At 70.4% G+C, this 16,196-nt stretch carries 14 protein-coding genes; 8 read left to right on the forward strand and 6 right to left on the reverse strand.

All coding sequences use genetic code 11. From position 1 onward, the window contains the following. Nucleotides 1-76: 76 nt before the first annotated feature. From M3Q35_RS38420 to M3Q35_RS38435, 4 genes are all read right to left on the reverse strand, one after another. The gene (locus M3Q35_RS38420; protein WP_273937471.1) at nt 77-1,276 is read right to left on the reverse strand and encodes a COG4315 family predicted lipoprotein; all 1,200 of its coding nucleotides are present in this window, start codon (nt 1,274-1,276) and stop codon (nt 77-79) included. Between the two features lie 129 nt (nt 1,277-1,405). After that, a complete protein-coding gene (locus M3Q35_RS38425; protein ID WP_273937472.1) occupies nt 1,406-2,326 on the reverse strand; it encodes an NADP-dependent oxidoreductase in 921 nt (306 codons plus the stop codon). Nucleotides 2,327-2,382: 56 nt separating this feature from the next. Then, nucleotides 2,383-5,196: a helix-turn-helix transcriptional regulator gene (locus M3Q35_RS38430; protein ID WP_273937473.1), complete on the reverse strand. Its 2,814-nt coding sequence runs from the start codon at nt 5,194-5,196 to the stop codon at nt 2,383-2,385. A 19-nt stretch (nt 5,197-5,215) separates the two neighbouring features. Next, complete coding sequence (locus M3Q35_RS38435; protein ID WP_273937474.1) at nt 5,216-5,359, reverse strand: hypothetical protein; 144 nt, start codon at nt 5,357-5,359, stop codon at nt 5,216-5,218. 253 nt (nt 5,360-5,612) lie between these two features. Between M3Q35_RS38435 and M3Q35_RS38440 the strand changes: the two genes are divergently transcribed. The 7 genes from M3Q35_RS38440 to M3Q35_RS38470 all read left to right on the forward strand — a co-directional run bounded on the left by M3Q35_RS38440 (nt 5,613) and on the right by M3Q35_RS38470 (nt 13,197). After that, complete coding sequence (locus M3Q35_RS38440) at nt 5,613-6,188, forward strand: PadR family transcriptional regulator (protein WP_273937475.1); 576 nt, start codon at nt 5,613-5,615, stop codon at nt 6,186-6,188. 86 nt (nt 6,189-6,274) lie between these two features. Continuing rightward, nucleotides 6,275-7,213, forward strand: a complete 939-nt coding sequence (locus tag M3Q35_RS38445) for an ATP-binding cassette domain-containing protein (RefSeq protein WP_273937476.1) — start codon at nt 6,275-6,277, stop codon at nt 7,211-7,213. A 5-nt stretch (nt 7,214-7,218) separates the two neighbouring features. After that, the gene (locus M3Q35_RS38450) at nt 7,219-7,983 is read left to right on the forward strand and encodes an ABC transporter permease (RefSeq protein WP_379794529.1); all 765 of its coding nucleotides are present in this window, start codon (nt 7,219-7,221) and stop codon (nt 7,981-7,983) included. A gap of 149 nt (nt 7,984-8,132) precedes the next feature. Beyond that, nucleotides 8,133-10,670 carry a DEAD/DEAH box helicase gene (locus M3Q35_RS38455; RefSeq protein WP_420704784.1) on the forward strand — a complete coding sequence of 846 codons (2,538 nt, stop codon included), beginning with the start codon at nt 8,133-8,135 and terminating at the stop codon, nt 10,668-10,670. Next, nucleotides 10,667-11,446, forward strand: a complete 780-nt coding sequence (locus M3Q35_RS38460; protein ID WP_273937480.1) for an SWIM zinc finger family protein — start codon at nt 10,667-10,669, stop codon at nt 11,444-11,446. The genes M3Q35_RS38455 and M3Q35_RS38460 overlap by 4 nt, the downstream gene beginning before the upstream one ends. A 120-nt stretch (nt 11,447-11,566) precedes the next feature. After that, nucleotides 11,567-12,481 carry an ABC transporter ATP-binding protein gene (locus M3Q35_RS38465; protein WP_273937481.1) on the forward strand — a complete coding sequence of 305 codons (915 nt, stop codon included), beginning with the start codon at nt 11,567-11,569 and terminating at the stop codon, nt 12,479-12,481. Continuing rightward, nucleotides 12,481-13,197, forward strand: coding sequence for an ABC transporter permease (locus M3Q35_RS38470; RefSeq protein WP_273937483.1), 717 nt, complete (start codon nt 12,481-12,483; stop codon nt 13,195-13,197). The genes M3Q35_RS38465 and M3Q35_RS38470 overlap by 1 nt, the downstream gene beginning before the upstream one ends. 54 nt (nt 13,198-13,251) lie before the next feature. On the opposite strand, the gene M3Q35_RS38475 is transcribed toward M3Q35_RS38470, so the two are convergent. Then, nucleotides 13,252-14,193 (reverse strand): lysyl oxidase family protein, encoded by a 942-nt coding sequence (locus M3Q35_RS38475; RefSeq protein WP_273937484.1) that lies wholly within the window; start codon nt 14,191-14,193, stop codon nt 13,252-13,254. A gap of 83 nt (nt 14,194-14,276) precedes the next feature. Between M3Q35_RS38475 and M3Q35_RS38480 the strand changes: the two genes are divergently transcribed. Continuing rightward, nucleotides 14,277-14,531, forward strand: a complete 255-nt coding sequence (locus M3Q35_RS38480) for a hypothetical protein (protein WP_273937485.1) — start codon at nt 14,277-14,279, stop codon at nt 14,529-14,531. Between the two features lie 74 nt (nt 14,532-14,605). On the opposite strand, the gene M3Q35_RS38485 is transcribed toward M3Q35_RS38480, so the two are convergent. Beyond that, a complete protein-coding gene (locus tag M3Q35_RS38485) occupies nt 14,606-16,195 on the reverse strand; it encodes a dolichyl-phosphate-mannose--protein mannosyltransferase (RefSeq protein WP_379794482.1) in 1,590 nt (529 codons plus the stop codon). Between the last annotated feature and the right edge of the window lies 1 nt (nt 16,196).

The following is a 16,196-nucleotide window of genomic DNA, read 5'->3' on the forward strand; positions in this document are numbered from 1 at the left end:
CGCCGACACGAGGATGTGACGGCACAGCGCGAAAAAGAGGACCGGCCGGAGCCGGTCCCCTTCTCGAGGTGTCAGATCAGCCCGCGAAGCGGATCGAGTAGACCATCTTGTCGAAGCCGATCGTGCTGAGGTCGTTCTGGTTGCCGGTGACGATCATCGACTTGCCGGTGCAGTCCTTGCCGGTCCACAGCTTGTACGTGCCGTCGGCCTGGATGGAGGAGACGAGCGAGGGGGTGGTGACGTTCGCGCAGCCGGGGCCGGACACGGCCTGCGAGCCCTGGGGCTCCGAGAGGTTCTTGCCGGAGTCGAGGATGGCGCTGGTGGCGGTCAGGGCGGCGTTGCCCGTCGTCGTGGTGGGAGGCGTCTGACCGCCGCCGTCGCCGAAGCGGATGGAGCGAACGGCGTTGTCCATGCCGACCGTCTTCAGGTCCTTGACGTCACCGGTGATCACGACGGACTTGCCGGTGCAGTTGGGGCCGTCCCACAGCTTGACCGGCCCGTCGATGGTGACGGAGGACGCGACGTCGGGGCGGAACACGTTCTGGCAGCCGGGGCCGGCCACGCCCTGGGAGGCGCCGTTGTCGGAGAAGTTGGCGTCATCGAACAGGATCGCGCTCTTGCCGGTCAGCGCGGTGGTGGGGGCGCCGGTCGGCGCGGTGGTCGTCGGCGCGGTCGACCCGGGCGGGGTGTTCTTGCCGAAGTTGCGCTGCCCGTCCGGCGTCACGGCCCACCACGTGTTCTTCACGGCCTCACCGTTGGTGTCGAAGGCCTTCTTGTCCCCGCTGAACAGGTACAGCGGCCGACCCTTCAGCGTCAGCTGGAGATTGTGGTCGTCGGGCCGGCGAATGACACCGAGGTCGTGCGGGTTGATGCCGGCCCACATCACCTTGGGCGTCTTGCCCAGCTCGACCGGCGGCCAGGTGTCCCGGCACGCATCTACGCAGTTGGACTTGTTCTTCTCGTCCTTGTCGAAGACGTAGACGACGCGGTTGGCAGCGTTGAGCACGACCGGGTCGAGATCGCCGGCCTTGCCGGCACGCAGCGAAACCCAGGCGCGTGAGACGTCGGCCGGCGCGCCCTGCGGGGCCCAGTCGCCGGTGCCGGGGGTGGCGTTGTTCGACTTCGCGGTGCCCTGCAACAGGTTCAGCGGCGTGGAGTCGGCCACGTTGCTGGTGGCCGGCGACGCGGTCGGCGCCTCCGGGGTGCCACAGGCGGCGAGCATCGCGGCGGCGCCGGCGATGAGGGCGGCAAGGGACACAACAGTCTTGCGCGACATGGGGATTCTCCAGTGGCTACAAGGTTCCGGATCTGTCCGGAAGCCGTTCGCGATGTACACGGAGCCCCACGGCGAACGGTTCAAAGATTTTTTCGGTGAACCGTTCGCCGCTGGTCAGCGCCGGAAAACTCAGGGAATCAGCACGATCTTGCCGCGGGTGTGCCGCTGCTCGAGCTCGCGGTAGGCCTCGCGAACCTGAGCCAGTGGGTACTTTCGGGCAACGACGATTTCCAATTCGCCTGCGGCGATCCGTGAGGCCAACTCGGCCAGCACATCGGCGCTCGCGGCGGCGCTGTTGCCCTCGGCCTTCACGCCGAACTTCTCGACGGCGGCGAAGTTGATGATCGTGTTGATCCGTTCCTTGTCGACACCCAGTTCCAGCGCCAGTTCCACGTAGTCGGCACCGAACGTGTCGATGAACGCGTTGACGTTCCCACCAGCGGCTTCCTTGACGCGTGCGGCCAAACCCTCGCCGTACTCCACCGGCGTCACGCCGTGGGCGGCCAACCAGTCGCTATTGGACGGTCCGGCGATGCCGATCACCTTGGCGCCGGCCGCCACGGCCAGCTGCACGACCAGCGAGCCGACCCCGCCGGCCGCGCCGGAGACGACAACAGTGTCCCCCTTGGACAGTGCAACGGCCCGAACTGCCGCGTACGCAGTGGTTCCCGCCACGAACAGCGAGCCCGCCTGCTCCCAGGTGACGGCCGCCGGCTTCGGCGTGAGCTGCGTCACCGGCACCACGACGTACTCGGCCTGGCTGGCCCGGTCGTCGGTCCAGCCGATCACCTCGTCGCCGACCGCGGCCTCGGACACGCCTTCACCGACCGACGCGACCACGCCGGCAAGGTCGCTGCCCTGGCCGGACGGGAAGGTCGACGGCCATACCTCGTGGAACGCGCCGTTGCGGATGCTCGCTTCGCCGGGGTTGATGCCGGCCGCCTTGACCTGCACGAGCACCTCGCCGGGGCCGGGGACCGGCTGGTCCACGTCGACCACGTCCAGCACGTCGATGCCGCCGAACTCGTTGTACCTGACCGCCTTGGACATGGCTCCGAGCCTCCTCGTCGGGTGTATGTGAACTCTCAACCACCCGTCTCGGAGATTTAATCCAGCAGGCCCCGCTCATAGGCGACGGACACGGCCTCGGTCCGGCTGGCCGCGCCGAGCTTGGCCATCACCCGTGACAGGTGCACGCTGGCCGTCTTCTCGCTGATGTAGAGGCGTTCCCCGACCTGGCGGTTGGTCAGTCCCGAGGCGACCAACTCCAGCACCGATCGTTCTCGCGGGGTGAAGAGGTCTTCGGTGTCCGGTTCTTCGCCGTCGATGCCGATACGGGCCCTTCTGGCCAGGGCTTCGATGGCCTTGCGCAGCGGCAACGCTCCCATGTGGACAGCCTCGGCATGCGCGGCCTGAAGCTCCACAATGGCCTCATCGCGGCGACCGTCATTGATCAGCGCCTCGCCCAGCCGCCATCTCGCCGAAGCCTGCCAGTACTTGAAAGTCGCGGCCTTGGCCACCGCGACCCGCCACAGCTCGACATCGACGTCATCACGAAGCCGGTTGAGCTCGGCGTCGAGCCGGGCTTCCATACAGGCGGTCTCCGGATTGCGCATGTCCTCGCGCCACTGGTGATCCAACGAGTACTCGCCCTCGGTCAGCGCCAGCTCGTGCACGCGCTCGCCTTCGGCGATGGCATCCCGCGCCGCGTCGTCGTCGCCACGGCGCCAGGCCTGCTCAGCCAGGTCGGCCAGCGCGCCGACCGCGAGCGCACCGGCCCGCCGGGCCTTGGTGACGCTGGCCCGGGGCGCGTCGGCGATCGATGCGATGAGCCGGAGGCACTCATCGACGGCCTCGCGCAGCTCGCCTCGCCACAGCGCCGCCTCGGCCCGTGCGAAGCGGACGCGCCCGACGATGTTGGCATCGTCGGAGTAGGTCATGATTCGCGCCGTCGCCTCGTCCACCTCGTCGAACCGGCCGGCGATGGCCAGCTCGTACAGGGCGGCGGCCTCCAGCCGCATCGACGCCCAGCGTGGCGCGGTGGAGTGGTCCTCAAGCGCTTCGGCCGCGGCGCGATGGCCGGTGTTGAACGCGATGCCCATCCGTGACACCCGGGCCTCAACCGCCAACTCGGACCAGGCCAGGCCCACTGTGACGGCTCGGTCGATGAGCTCGGTCACCACTGCGAGGACCTCCTGGTACAGGCCCTGCATGTACAGGTTGACCGCGAGGTTGTTGCGGGCGCGGAGCTCGACCGCGTACGCGCCGATCTCGGCCGCCGTGGTCGCGGCGGCGCGGTACAGCCCCTGGGCCTCCTCGGCCCGATCGCGCCACTCGGCGTAGACGGCCAGCGTGATCAGCGCATCGACCGCGACATCGTCGGCCCCGACCTGGACCGCCTCATCGCGGGCCTGCTCGGCCAGTCGCTCCAGCTCGTCGATGTCCAGCCCGGCCGAGCCGTACCAGGCCCATTCCCGTGCCCTCAGCGCGATGATCCGCGCCCGGGTGACGCTCAGCGGCCGGTCACAGACCAGGTCCCAGGCCTCGGCGACCGCGGCGGCGATCTCCGCCGAAGCCGTCTCCAACGGGATCAGGGTCAGCACCAATTGATGCCGGGCTTCCGCACCGGTCTCCGGATCCTCCGCCAGGCCGATCGCCGAGCGGGCGTAGGCTACCGCCCGATCGGAATCACCGGCGGCTTGCGCCATGCGAGAAGCCAAGCGCTGCAACGAATACTCGCTGACGCCTGGCTCCGCGACCGCGCCGAACAGCTGCAACGCCTGCTCCACGTGGTGCAGGGCCTCGGCCGGGGCCCGAAGCTCCACGGCTTCCTCGGCGGCCTGCACCGATGCCTTGAAAGCCGTGGGCAGATCATGGCTCTGTAGGGCGTGATACGCCAACGAAGCGGGCGAAGTGACGACGCGGGCGTACTGGGAATGCAGGCGAACCCGTTCGCCTGGCAGCAAATCCTCGTAGACAGCCTCGCGGAGCAACGCATGCCGGAAGGCGTAGCCGCGTTCGGCGGTGACCAACACGTTGTGCTGCACGGCCTCCCGCAACGCCTCGTCGAGGTCGGTGAGCTCGGCGACGGCCTGGAGCACCGAATGCTCCACCTCGCCGCCGGCACCGGACGCGGCGCGGACCACCAGGCGGGCGTTGGAACCCAGTCGTTCCACCCGGGCCAGCAACAGGTCCGACAAACCGGTGGGCACGGCGGTGTCGTACGCGGCGATGAGCTCCTCGCAGAAGAAGGCATTGCCCTGCGACCGGGCAGCGATGCCCCGGAGAGTCTCATCGGCCAGCCCGCCGTCCGACAGGGCCGACACGAAAGCCATCGCGTCGGCCCGGTCGAACGGCAGCAGATCGATACGTTCCACAGTGGACAAACGGCCCAGCTCGGTCAGCAGGGGCCGCAGCGGATGCCGGCGGTACAGGTCGTCCACGCGGTAGGTGGCCACCACCAGCAGCCGCTGACGATTGAGCCGGGAAACCAGGAACAGCAACAGGTCCCGGGTCGCGGCATCGGCCCAGTGCAGGTCCTCCAGGGCCAGCAGCACGCACGAATCGGCCGACAGGTCGGCCAACTCGGTGTGCACGGCCTCGAACAGCCGCAGTTGCTCCATGGCGTCGTCCAGCCGGGAGGCGCCGGACTCGGGCAACCGGCCCAGCGCCTCCACGAACGGCAGGTACGGCAGGCCGGCGCGCTCGACGTCGAGGCACCGACCGGTCAACACCTTCACCCCGGCGGCAACGGCCCGCGCGGTCAGCTCCGCGAGCAGCCGCGACTTGCCGACGCCGGCATCACCGGCCAGCAGCACCGCCCCGGCTCGCCCGTCCGCCGCGGCGGACAGCGCCGACTCCAGTGCCGCCAGCTCCGCGCGACGGCCGACGAGCGGAATCCCCGATCCGATACGCGGCACATCGCATGGTTGCACACCGTCAACGGGTCTGCGGCTGGTTGGCCCGCTTCCACCAGCGCCGACGCCGTCCGCCCCGCGCCGCCCTGACCTGCTCGGCGGCCTGCCGCTGGGCCTTCTGCTGTTCCATCACGAACTGGTAGTTGGAGTCGTTGGTCTGCCACATGACGAACCTCCCCTTTCGGCCACCCTGAGGTTCGGCCTGAGGCACCCCCGCGCACATTGGGCAGTCACGTCATTCCGGCCGCCGTGGCGGTAAGACGGAACTGAGGGGTCGACGGAAGTCGGGCATACCCGGCGCGCGACCTTGACGGCTGATCACCTGCGGTGAAATCCTTGTAAGGAAACCTTCTTTACGACCTCGAGCAGCAGCGCGTCGGGCTGCTGCTCCAGGGCGTACCCGCCCTAGGCTGCACCCCATGTCGGCGACGCGGTTGTTGGTGCTGGGGGTGGTGCGCGGCTACGGGCGCGCGCACGGCTACCTGATCGGCAACGACCTGATGTCGTGGGGCGCGGAGAGCTGGGCCAACGTGAAGTGGGGCTCGATCTACCACGCGTTGAAGCAGGGCGTGAAGGCCGGTTTCCTGCGCGAGGACTGGCCGGTGCCGGGTCGTACCGACTACGAGCTCACCGAGAAGGGTGAGTTCGAGTTCAAGCGGCTGCTGGCCGACGCGCTGCGCAAGCCGGAGCCGCGGCCGGACATGCTGGCCGCGGGCCTGGCCATGCTGCCCGCGTTGACCAGGGCCGAGGCGATCTCCCTGTTGGAGGTGCGGATGGCGGCCGTCGAAGCCGTGCACGCCGAGGCCGACGACCTGTTGACGAGCTGGCAGGAGCCGCCGCACGTGCGTGAACTGTACCGGCTGCGGGTCTCTGCCGCTGCCGACGACCTGACCTGGACCAGGGGATTGATCGAGCGGCTCGACCGCGGCATGTACGCCATGGCCGGCGACCCGGACACGGTCGGCCGGGCCGGCAGCTGGCCGCACCCGGCCTGAACCTTATTCAAGTTTGCATACCCGGGCGGATCGGGTGCACACTGGCAGCGCGATATTCAAGTTTGAGTATTCACCCTGGGGGGCAGATGGCCGTGCTCGTCGACGGGCTGCGCAAGCGGTTCGGGGACAAGATCGCGCTGGACGGCTTTGACCTGCACGTTCCTTCCGGCACGGTGTGCGGGCTGCTCGGGCCCAACGGCGCCGGCAAGACCACGTCCGTGCGAATACTGAGCACTTTGCTGAAATGCGACGGCGGACGGGCCGAGGTCGCCGGCTTCGACGTGGCGACGCGGTCCATGCAGGTCAGACGGCGAATCGGGCTGGTCGGCCAGCATGCCGCCGTCGACGAGGTGCTCAGCGGCCGGCAGAACCTGGAGCTGTTCGGCCGGCTCTACCACCTGAGTGCGGCGGCGGCCCGGGCGCGGGCCACCGAGCTGCTCGACCGGTTCGGGCTGGCCGACACCGGGAACAGGGCCGTCAAGCAGTACTCCGGCGGCATGCGGCGGCGGCTCGACCTGGCCGCCGGCATGATCCTCTCGCCCGAGGTGCTGTTCCTGGACGAGCCCACCACCGGGCTGGATCCCCGTGGCCGCAACGAGGTCTGGGACGCCGTGCGGTCGCTGGTGGCCGACGGCACGACCGTGCTGCTGACCACCCAGTACCTCGACGAGGCCGACCAGTTGGCCGACCAGATCGCCGTCATCGACGCCGGGCGGGTGATCGCCGGCGGCAGTCCGGCCGAGCTCAAATCCCGGATCGGCGGCGACCGGATCGAGGTGGTCGTGCACGACGCCGTCGACCTGGGCACGGCCGCCGAACTCCTGCACAAGATCGCCGCCGTCGACCCGGAAATGGACGTCGACCTGCGCCGGCTCAGCGCCCCGGTGCGTGACCGCGTCGCCGCGCTGACCGAAACCGTGCGGGCCTTGGACGCCGCCGGCGTGCCGGTCGAGGACATCGCCCTGCGCCGACCCACCCTCGACGACGTGTTCCTGACCCTGACCGATGGAAAGGTGTCCGCGTGAGCAGCATCCGGTGGGCCGTCGCCGACGGATGGACGATGACCCGGCGCGACCTCGCGCACTGGGTCCGCCAGCCGGCGCCGGTCGTGGTCAGCCTGCTGTTCCCGATCCTGCTCGTGCTCATGTTCGGCTACCTGCTCGGCGGCGCCATCGCCGTGCCGGGCGGCGGCGACTACCGCGAGTTCCTGCTGCCGGGCATGTTCGTGATGACCATGGGCTTCGGCGTCGAGGGCACCATGCTGGCCGTGACCACGGACGCCTCCCGTGGTGTCACCGACCGGTTCCGGTCCATACCGATGGCGCCGTCGGCCGTGGTGGTCGGCCGCTGCGGTGCGGACATGCTGAATTCCGCGCTGGTGCTGGTCGTGATGGCGGCCTGCGGACTGGCCGTCGGCTGGCGGCCGCACGGCGGGCTCGGTGCGACGCTGGCCGCGTTCGGCCTGCTGCTCCTGCTCCGGTTCGCCTTCCTCTGGGTCGGTATCTTCCTCGGGCTGGCGCTGGCCAACCCGGGCGCGGTGACGCTGGTGCAGGTGCTGGTGTGGCCGGTCAGCTTCCTGTCCAACATCTTCGTCGCGCCGGACACCATGCCCGGCTGGCTGGGCGCGATCGCCACCTGGAACCCGCTGTCGGTGACCGCGGCCGCCACCCGCGAGCTGTACGGCAGCCCCGGCGCGGCCGCCGGGTGGCTGGGCGTGGCGGTGGTATGGCCGCTGCTCCTGGTGGCCGTGTTCTTCCCGCTGTCGGTACGAGCGTTCCGGAGGTTGAGCCGATAGTGGACGAACTGACCCGCTGTCCCGTCGTGTTCGAGCCCGCGGATCCGCCGAGATTGGGCAGAATGGCCTTCTGGGGCGCCGAGCTCCCCACGGGGATGGGGGAGCTCGGGGCCCTGGACGTGGTCGAGGCCCAGGACGGCGAGGTGCGGATGCGCACCGTGCCGGCGCTGCGGCTGCCGGTCACGGACGCGGTGCCGCTGCTCAGCCGGGCCCGTCGCGACCGCAGGGCCCATCCGGCCACCGCGTTCTGGGGTGCGGCCACCGTGGTCGCGCTCCAGCTGGTCGCCCGCGGCCGGCTCCGGCCGACGGTCTCGCCCGGCGACTACGACGCGTGGCGGGTCGGGCCGCTGGACCCGGCCGACGAGAACCGGATCGGCGAGCTGGTCGCGGCCATGCCGGCCGAGGCCCGCAGCGTGCCGGTGCCGGACCGGCAGCCGCTGGCTCTGCCCGACGCCCGGCTGCTGGTCGAGGGCTTCCTCGACGCCATCGCCGACGGTCTGCCGCGCGGCGGCAGCGAGGCCGCGTTCCTGGCCGCCACGCCCCAGCGCGTGCCGCAGCTGCGGGCCTGGGCCGACGGCGTGAGCGTGTCGCTGCGGATCGAGTTCGACAACCGGTTCCGGGCCGTCGTGCAGCTGCACAGCCTGTCCGATCCCGGCGTGGTCAGCGACGCCGCCGAGGTGTGGGCCGGTGCCGGCCGGGCCAGGGCCCAGTCCCAGGCGCTGGTCGTGCTGCGCCGCGCCGCCCGGGTCTGGCCGGCGTTGAACGCCCTGCTGCACAAGGAGATCCCCGACGAGATCGGGCTCATCGACGACGAGGTGCGGCAGCTGCTGGCCGGCGCGGCCGACCGGCTGGCGGCAAAAGGTGTGCCTGTGCACTGGCCCAAGGAGCTGGCCCGTCAGCTGGTCACCCGGGTCGCTGTCGGCGGCGGCGCGGCGCCCCGGGACCTGCCCGGTTTCCTTGGCGGCGGCGAGGCCCTGCGGTTCGACTGGCAGGTCGCCCTCGGCGACGACCCGCTGACCAAGGACGAGTTGGAGCAGCTGGCCCAGGCCCACCGGCCGATCGTGCTGCTGCGGGAGCAGTGGCAGCTGGTCGACGCCGACGTCGCCCGTCGCGTGCGGCAGCGGGAGCTCACGCCGCTGAACCCGTTGGCCGCGTTGGGACTCGCGCTGACCGGGGCGGCCGAGATCGACGGCGAGCAGATCGAGGTCGTCGCCGACGGCTGGCTGGCCGCGCTGCGCGACCGGATCGCCGACGCCGAGGGCGGGGCCGAGCTGCTGGCCCAGCCGCCGGACCTGCACGCGACGCTGCGTGACTACCAGCTGCGCGGCCTGCGCTGGCTGGCCCGCATGACCTCGCTCGGCCTGGGCTGCTGCCTGGCCGACGACATGGGCCTGGGCAAGACGATCACCGTGATCGCCCTGCACCTGCACCGTCACATCGATGGGGCAGCCGGGCCGACGCTGGTGGTGTGCCCGGCCTCGCTGCTGGGCAACTGGGAACGGGAGATCCGGCGCTTCGCGCCGGGCGTCGCGGTCCGCCGGTTCCACGGCTCGGCCCGTGACCTGTCCGGTGTCGACGGCTTCGTGCTGACCACGTATGGCACCATGCGCCGGGATGCGGCCGAACTCGGTGCGGTGCCATGGGATCTGGTGGTGGCCGACGAGGCCCAGCACGTCAAGAACGCCCGCTCGGCCACCGCGAAAGCCTTGCGTACCATCGGAAACGGCGTTCGGGTTGCCTTGACCGGCACGCCTGTCGAGAACACTCTGTCCGAGCTGTGGGCCATTCTGGACTGGGCCACACCGGGTCTGCTCGGCTCGCAGGCCGGGTTCCGGCGGCGCTGGGCCAAGCCCATCGAGGCCGACAAGGACGAGGAGGCCGCGCGCCGGCTGGCCCGCCTGCTGCGGCCGTTCCTGTTGCGGCGCAGCAAGTCCGACCCCGGCATCGCGCCCGAGCTGCCGGCCAAGACCGAGACCGACCAGCTCGTGCCGCTGACCCGCGAACAGGCCGGCCTGTACGAGGCCGTGGTGCGGGAGGTGATGGCCGAGATCGCCCAGAGCGAGGGCATCGCCCGCCGTGGCCTGATCCTCAAGCTGCTGACCTCGCTCAAACAGATCTGCAACCACCCCGCCCAGTACCTGAAGCAGACCGACGCCCGGCTCACCAGTCGGTCCGGCAAGCTAGCCCTGCTCGACGAGCTGGTCGAGACCATCGTCGCCGAGGACCACGCCGTGCTGGTGTTCACCCAGTACGTGGCCATGGCCGACCTGTTGTCCCGGCATCTGTCCGAGCGCGGCCTGCCCACCCAGTTCCTGCACGGCGGCACCCCCGTGGCCAAGCGGGAGGAGATGGTGCAGCGCTTCCAGGACGGCGAGGTGCCGATCTTCCTCATCTCTTTGAAGGCCGGCGGCACCGGCCTCAATCTCACCCGGGCCGACCATGTCGTGCACTACGACCGCTGGTGGAATCCCGCCGTCGAGGACCAGGCCACCGACCGGGCCTACCGGATCGGTCAGACCCGGCCCGTGCAGGTGCACCGGCTGATGACCGAGGGCACCATCGAGGACCGCATCGCCGCCATGCTCGACACCAAGCGCGCCTTGGCCGACGCCGTGCTCACCGGCGGCGAGGCCGCGCTCACCGAGCTCTCCGACGGCGAGTTGGCGGATTTGGTGGCGCTGCGATGACCGAGGCCCGCGGGTTTCCCGCCTTTCCTGTCCGTAGCCGGCGGCGGCTGCACACCTGGTGGGGCAGCGCCTGGATGCAGGCCATGGAAGACACCGCCGTCGACAGCGGTGTGACGCGGCGTGGCCGCCGTAGTGCCGCTGACGGCCGGATCGGGCCGATCGCCATCAGCCCAGGCCGGGCCGCCGCGGTATTCGACGGTGCCTTCCGCATGACCATTGCGGTGGAGCCGTTGTCGGACAACGCCTGGGGTTCGCTGGTTGCGGAGGCGTCCGTCCAATCGGGACACCTGGCCGCCCTGCTCGACGCCTTCCTGCCGGACGCGCTGTCGGTGCTGGTGCCGGGCATCGGTGAGCTCGACACTCAATGTGGCTGCGACGACTGGGGCAGTCCCTGCCAACACGCGGCCGCGCTCTGCTACCAGACCGCCTGGCTGCTCGACGCCGAACCCGCGCTCCTGCTGACCCTGCGCGGCCGATCACTGGAGGAACTGACCACCGCCATCACCCAGCATCACGCCAACCCGCCGGCCTGCCTCGCTGATGCCGAGGACGCACCCGACACGGCGTTGGCCGCCTTCGCCCGACCGGTGCCACCGCTGCCCGAACCACCACCGCCTGCCACCGGGGAGCTGCACCTCCTCGACATCGAGCCGCCGCCGGGCATTGACGCCGCGGCCCTGCACGGTGCGGCCGCCACCGCCGTCACCCGGGCCCGAAACCTCCTATCCCCCACCCAACCCCCGCGAGTCCCGCTTAGCGTCACACCGAAATGCTGAATACGTTTCAGTATTTCGGTGTGACTGTGGGCGGGACTCGCCGGGGTATGACAGTTGTCATGGGTGGGACCTGACAGGTGTGCCAGGGCTGGAACGCCCGGCGGCGACAGGCTGTCAGGCATGGACAGCACAGACACCGTCAGCCGGGGCGCCGCGGTCAGCCTCCGCGGCCTGGTGAAGCACTTCGGGGATGTGCACGCCGTCGACGGGGTCGACGTCACGATCGCGCCGGGCGAGGTCGTGGCGCTGCTCGGGCCGAACGGGGCCGGCAAGTCGACGACGATCGACATGCTGTTGGGCCTGGCCGAGCCCACCCGCGGTGCGGTGTCGGTGTTCGGGCGGCCGCCGCGGGCGGCGGTGGCCGCCGGACTGGTCGGGGCGATGCTCCAGTCCGGCGGCCTGCTGGACGACGCGACGGTGGCCGAGACGGTGGCGCTGTTCCGGGCGATGTACCCGAAACCGTTGCCGCTCAAGGAAGTCCTGACCCGGGCCGGGCTGGTCGAATTGGCCGGGCGCAAGGTCGGGGCGCTGTCCGGCGGGGAGAAGCAGCGGATCCGGTTCGCGGTGGCGCTGGTCAGCGACCCGGACCTGCTGGTGCTGGACGAGCCGACGGTGGCCATGGACGTCGAGGCCCGTCGCGAGTTCTGGACGGCCATGCGCTCCTACACCGACACCGGCCGCACGGTCGTGTTCGCCACGCACTACCTGGCAGAAGCCGAGGATTACGCGGACCGCGTGGTGCTGCTGCGCGCCGGCCGGGTCGTGGCCGACGGCTCGGTCAGCCAGGTCCGCTCGCTCGCCGCCGGCCGCGTGATCACGGCGAAGATCGCTGACGCCGACCAGGCGGCGCTGGCCGCGCTGCCCGGCGTCACCTCGGTGTTGCTGCGCGGCGAGGCCGCCGAGCTGGCCTGCGTGGATTCCGACACGGCGCTGCGCGAGCTGCTCAACCGTCATCCACAAGCCCGAGACATCGAGGTTCGCGGGGCTGGCCTCGAAGCCGCGTTCGTCACGCTGACCAGGCAGGAGGCCGCCTGATGGGCGCGCTGTTGACGTTCGAGGTGCGCCGGCTGGTCCGCTCACCCCGGTTCTTCATCTTCACGGTCGCGTTTCCGCTGGCCATGTTCCTGGCGTTGAGCTCGGCCTACGGCACCGAGCGGGACGCCGTCACCTTTCTGATGGTCAGCTTGGCAGCCTTCGGCGCGGTGGCGGCGTCCATCAGCACCGGCGCCCGCACCGCGATCGAACGCCAGGTCGGCTGGAACCGCCAACTCCGGCTGACCCCGCTGGCCGGCGGGCAGTACCTGGTCTCCAAGGTCGCCGCCGCGATGCTGGTCGCGCTGCCGAGCATGCTGCTGGTGTACGGCGCCGGCATCGTGCTCGAGGGCGTCAGCCTGAGCTCGGGGACGTGGGCGCAGTTGATCGTGTTCTGCTGGCTGGGCGTGCTGCCGACGGCCGTGTTGGGCCTGCTGGTCGGCCTGCTGGCCACCGGCGATTCGGCCCAGGCGATGAGCTCGGTGTTGATGTTGACGTTGAGCCTGCTCGGCGGCCTGCTGCTGCCGCTGACCACCCTGCCGGCCGTCATGACCGACATCGCCAAGGCCCTGCCGAGCTACTGGCTGGCGGAATTCGGACACGACGCGTTGGCGGGCAACGCGATCAGCGTCCAGGGCGTAGTCACCATGACGGCCTGGATCGTGGTGGCCGGGGCACTGGTCGCGCTCCGCTACCGGCGGGACGCCGCCCGCGGCTGATCGGCGGTTCGTGGGCCAGAGGGGAGCCCGCGAGCCGCCGATCAGGGGCAGCGATCAGGCGGAGCAGGTCCCGCTGCCCGGGCAGCTACGCAGCAGTCGCACCACCGGGGGCGCCGTGATCCGCGACGGCGCCCTCTTCGCGCCATCCGGCCACTGGATGGACACCGCGATCGAGGACGAGTTGTTGTCGTAGTCCTTCTCGATCAGCGTGCGATCCGGGTTCACCGTGTTGACCACGTCGTACACGCCGGAGCTCACCGACGTGAGGTCCAGCCACTGGAAGTCCACGTTGTACCGGTAGTCGTCGCCGCTGCCGACCGAGATGCCCTCGCTGACGTCGGTGGCCTGCGGCTGCTCGTGCCCGCACATGTTGTAGATCAGGAACTGGTGCAGCTTGGCCTCGGGCTGCTCGTCCTCGTGCACCCGGTGCTGCAACGACGCCTTGTCCGGCACGTCGTAGCGGTCGCCCAGGCAGAAGCCGTTCTTGCGGTCCGACACCACCGTGCCGCCGCCCAGCGTGCGCAGCTGGAACCGTTCGAAATGCAGCAGGTGCCAGTGCATATGGGCCGGGGCCGGCTCGTAGTAGGCGCTGGTGCCCGAGGACTTCTGGGCCGCGCCGAACGCGTCCGGGATCGGGCCGTGCACGCCGTTCTGGAATGCCTGGCGCACCGACATCGTCGGGAACACCGTGCTGTCGCGGTGCGCGTAGAACAGCAGCGGGCCGTCGCCGATGTTCTCCTCCGCGGACGTGAACCGCAGCCGCACCGCCTTGATGTCACCGCCGGTGACGCACTGGGCGTTGGGCGCGTTGACGTCCGTGACCATGCAGACGTCCCAGTCCTTGCAGTCCATCGGGTCGCCGCGGTGTGAGCCCGCGCAGCCGACCGGCGCCTGGCGCAGGTCCGGCAGCAGCATCGGGGCCGCCGCCTCGGCCGGGGCCGTCGTCGCCATGAGCGCCAGAACTGCCGTCACCGCAAGGAACCGCGCAGTCGTCATGCGCCCCAACCTAGCCAGGGGGCCGCCGACTCGATCGGGTGATCTCCACTGTGACGGTGCGTGGATGCCCTTAACCTCGGCGGGTGTCGACTGCTGCCACCGAACCCGTCACCGCCCCGCTTCCGTCCCTTCAGGACGCTCGCGTCGTCGCGGCGCCCGCGCTCCGTGAGGCCGCGCTCGTGCTGGACGCCATCGCCGCCGTCGTGTCCAAGGCCGACGCGGACACCGCCGCCCGCATCCGCCAGGTCGTCACCGACCTGGAAGCCGGCGACCGGATCGACCGCCCCTGCTGCGACAACCCCTGGAAGCCCACCCTAACCACCGCCCTCACCCCCTGACCCCGAACGCTTGGAAGGGGGCCTTCCTACACTCCGAGTGCAGGAAGGCCCCTTCCAAGCATGAGGGGCGGGAATTAGCGCCAGCTGGGGAGCCAGAGTTCGGCCTGCCACTGGGCGGCGCTGATGGGGTCGCCGTTGAGGATCGGCCACAGCCAGACGAAGTTGGCCACCACCAGGCCGGTGTAGATGGCGACGACGAGCAGGCCGGTGCCGCGGCGTTCCGCGCCGGCCCGGGCCCGGCCGAGGATGTCGCCGCAGGCCAACACCAGGCCCAGCACCAGGAACGGCGCCATCGGCGTGACGTAGAAGAAGAACATCTGCCGGTCGATGTTGACGAACCACGGCAGCAGACCGGCCATGTAGCCGACCATCACGGCGGCGTGGCGCCAGTCGAACTTGACGATGGCCCGCCACAGCGACCAGCCGATCATCGGGAAGGCCAGCCACCACATCGCCGGCGTGCCGACCAGCATCTGCGCGCTCACGCACTCCGACGCGCCACAGCCGGCGGCCAGCGGGCTGGGCGACTGCTCGATGTAATAGAGCATCGGCCGCAGCCCCATCGGCCACGTCCACGGCTTCGACTCCCACGGATGTGTCCCGACACCGGGCGCGCCGGTGATCAGGTTGGCGTGGAAGTGCAGCACGTTGCCCTCGTAGAAGAAGAACGACTGGAAGGCGTTGGGCAGCCAGCTGGACACGGCGACGGTGTTGCCGGCGGCGTTGCGGTCGACGCCGGTCTCGCTGCCGAACCAGGCCCACCAGGAGGCGAAGTACACCGCCACCGAGATCACCACGATGGCCCACAGCGCCGGCAGCACGTCACGGATGAACGCGCCGGCCCACGGCCGTTCCACGCCGGCGGCCCGCCGCGCGGTCGCGTCCCAGATCACCGACAGCAGGCCGAAGGCGACGATGTAGTAGATGCCGTTCCACTTGACGCCGCAGGCCAGGCCGAGCGAGACGCCGCACGCGAAACGCCACCACCGGAACCCCAGCCGCGGGCCGAACTCGGAGGCGTTGACCCAGCCCTCGGACACCGCGACGGCCAGCCGGTTCCGCACCACGTCCCGGTCGACCAGCAGGCAGCCGAAGGCCACGACCACGAACAGCGCGCCGAAGATGTCCAGCATGCCCAGCCGGGACTGCACGTGGCTGACGCCGTCGCAGATCAGCAGCACGCCGGCCAGCGCGCCCAGCATGGTCGAGCGGGTCAGCCGCCGGCCGATCCGCACGATCAGCAGGATGCAGATGGTGCCGGCGATGGCCGACGAGAACCGCCAGCCCCAGCCGTCGTAGCCGAACAGCCACTCGCCGATGGCGATCAGGTACTTGCCGACCGGCGGGTGCACCACCAGCTCGTAGCCGGGGTTGTCCTCGTAGCCGCCGTTGCGCAGCATCTGCCAGGCCTGCGGCACATAGTGCTTCTCGTCGAACACGGGCGTGCCGCGGTCGGTCGGCCAGCCCAGGTCCCAGAACCGGACGAGACCACCGATCAGGGTGACGGTGAGCGTGACGATCCACCCGCGGACGGTGTCCGTCGGTCGCCAGACGGCCAGGCGTTCCAGCGGCCCGGCGGTGGACGGCTGGGCCGCCGGCGGCAGCTCGCCGACGTCCACCACGCCGTCGGGCTCGGGGTCGGTCCGCTCCACGATCGTCGTCACG

This window comes from Kutzneria chonburiensis (genome assembly GCF_028622115.1).
GTDB lineage: Bacteria > Actinomycetota > Actinomycetes > Mycobacteriales > Pseudonocardiaceae > Kutzneria > Kutzneria chonburiensis.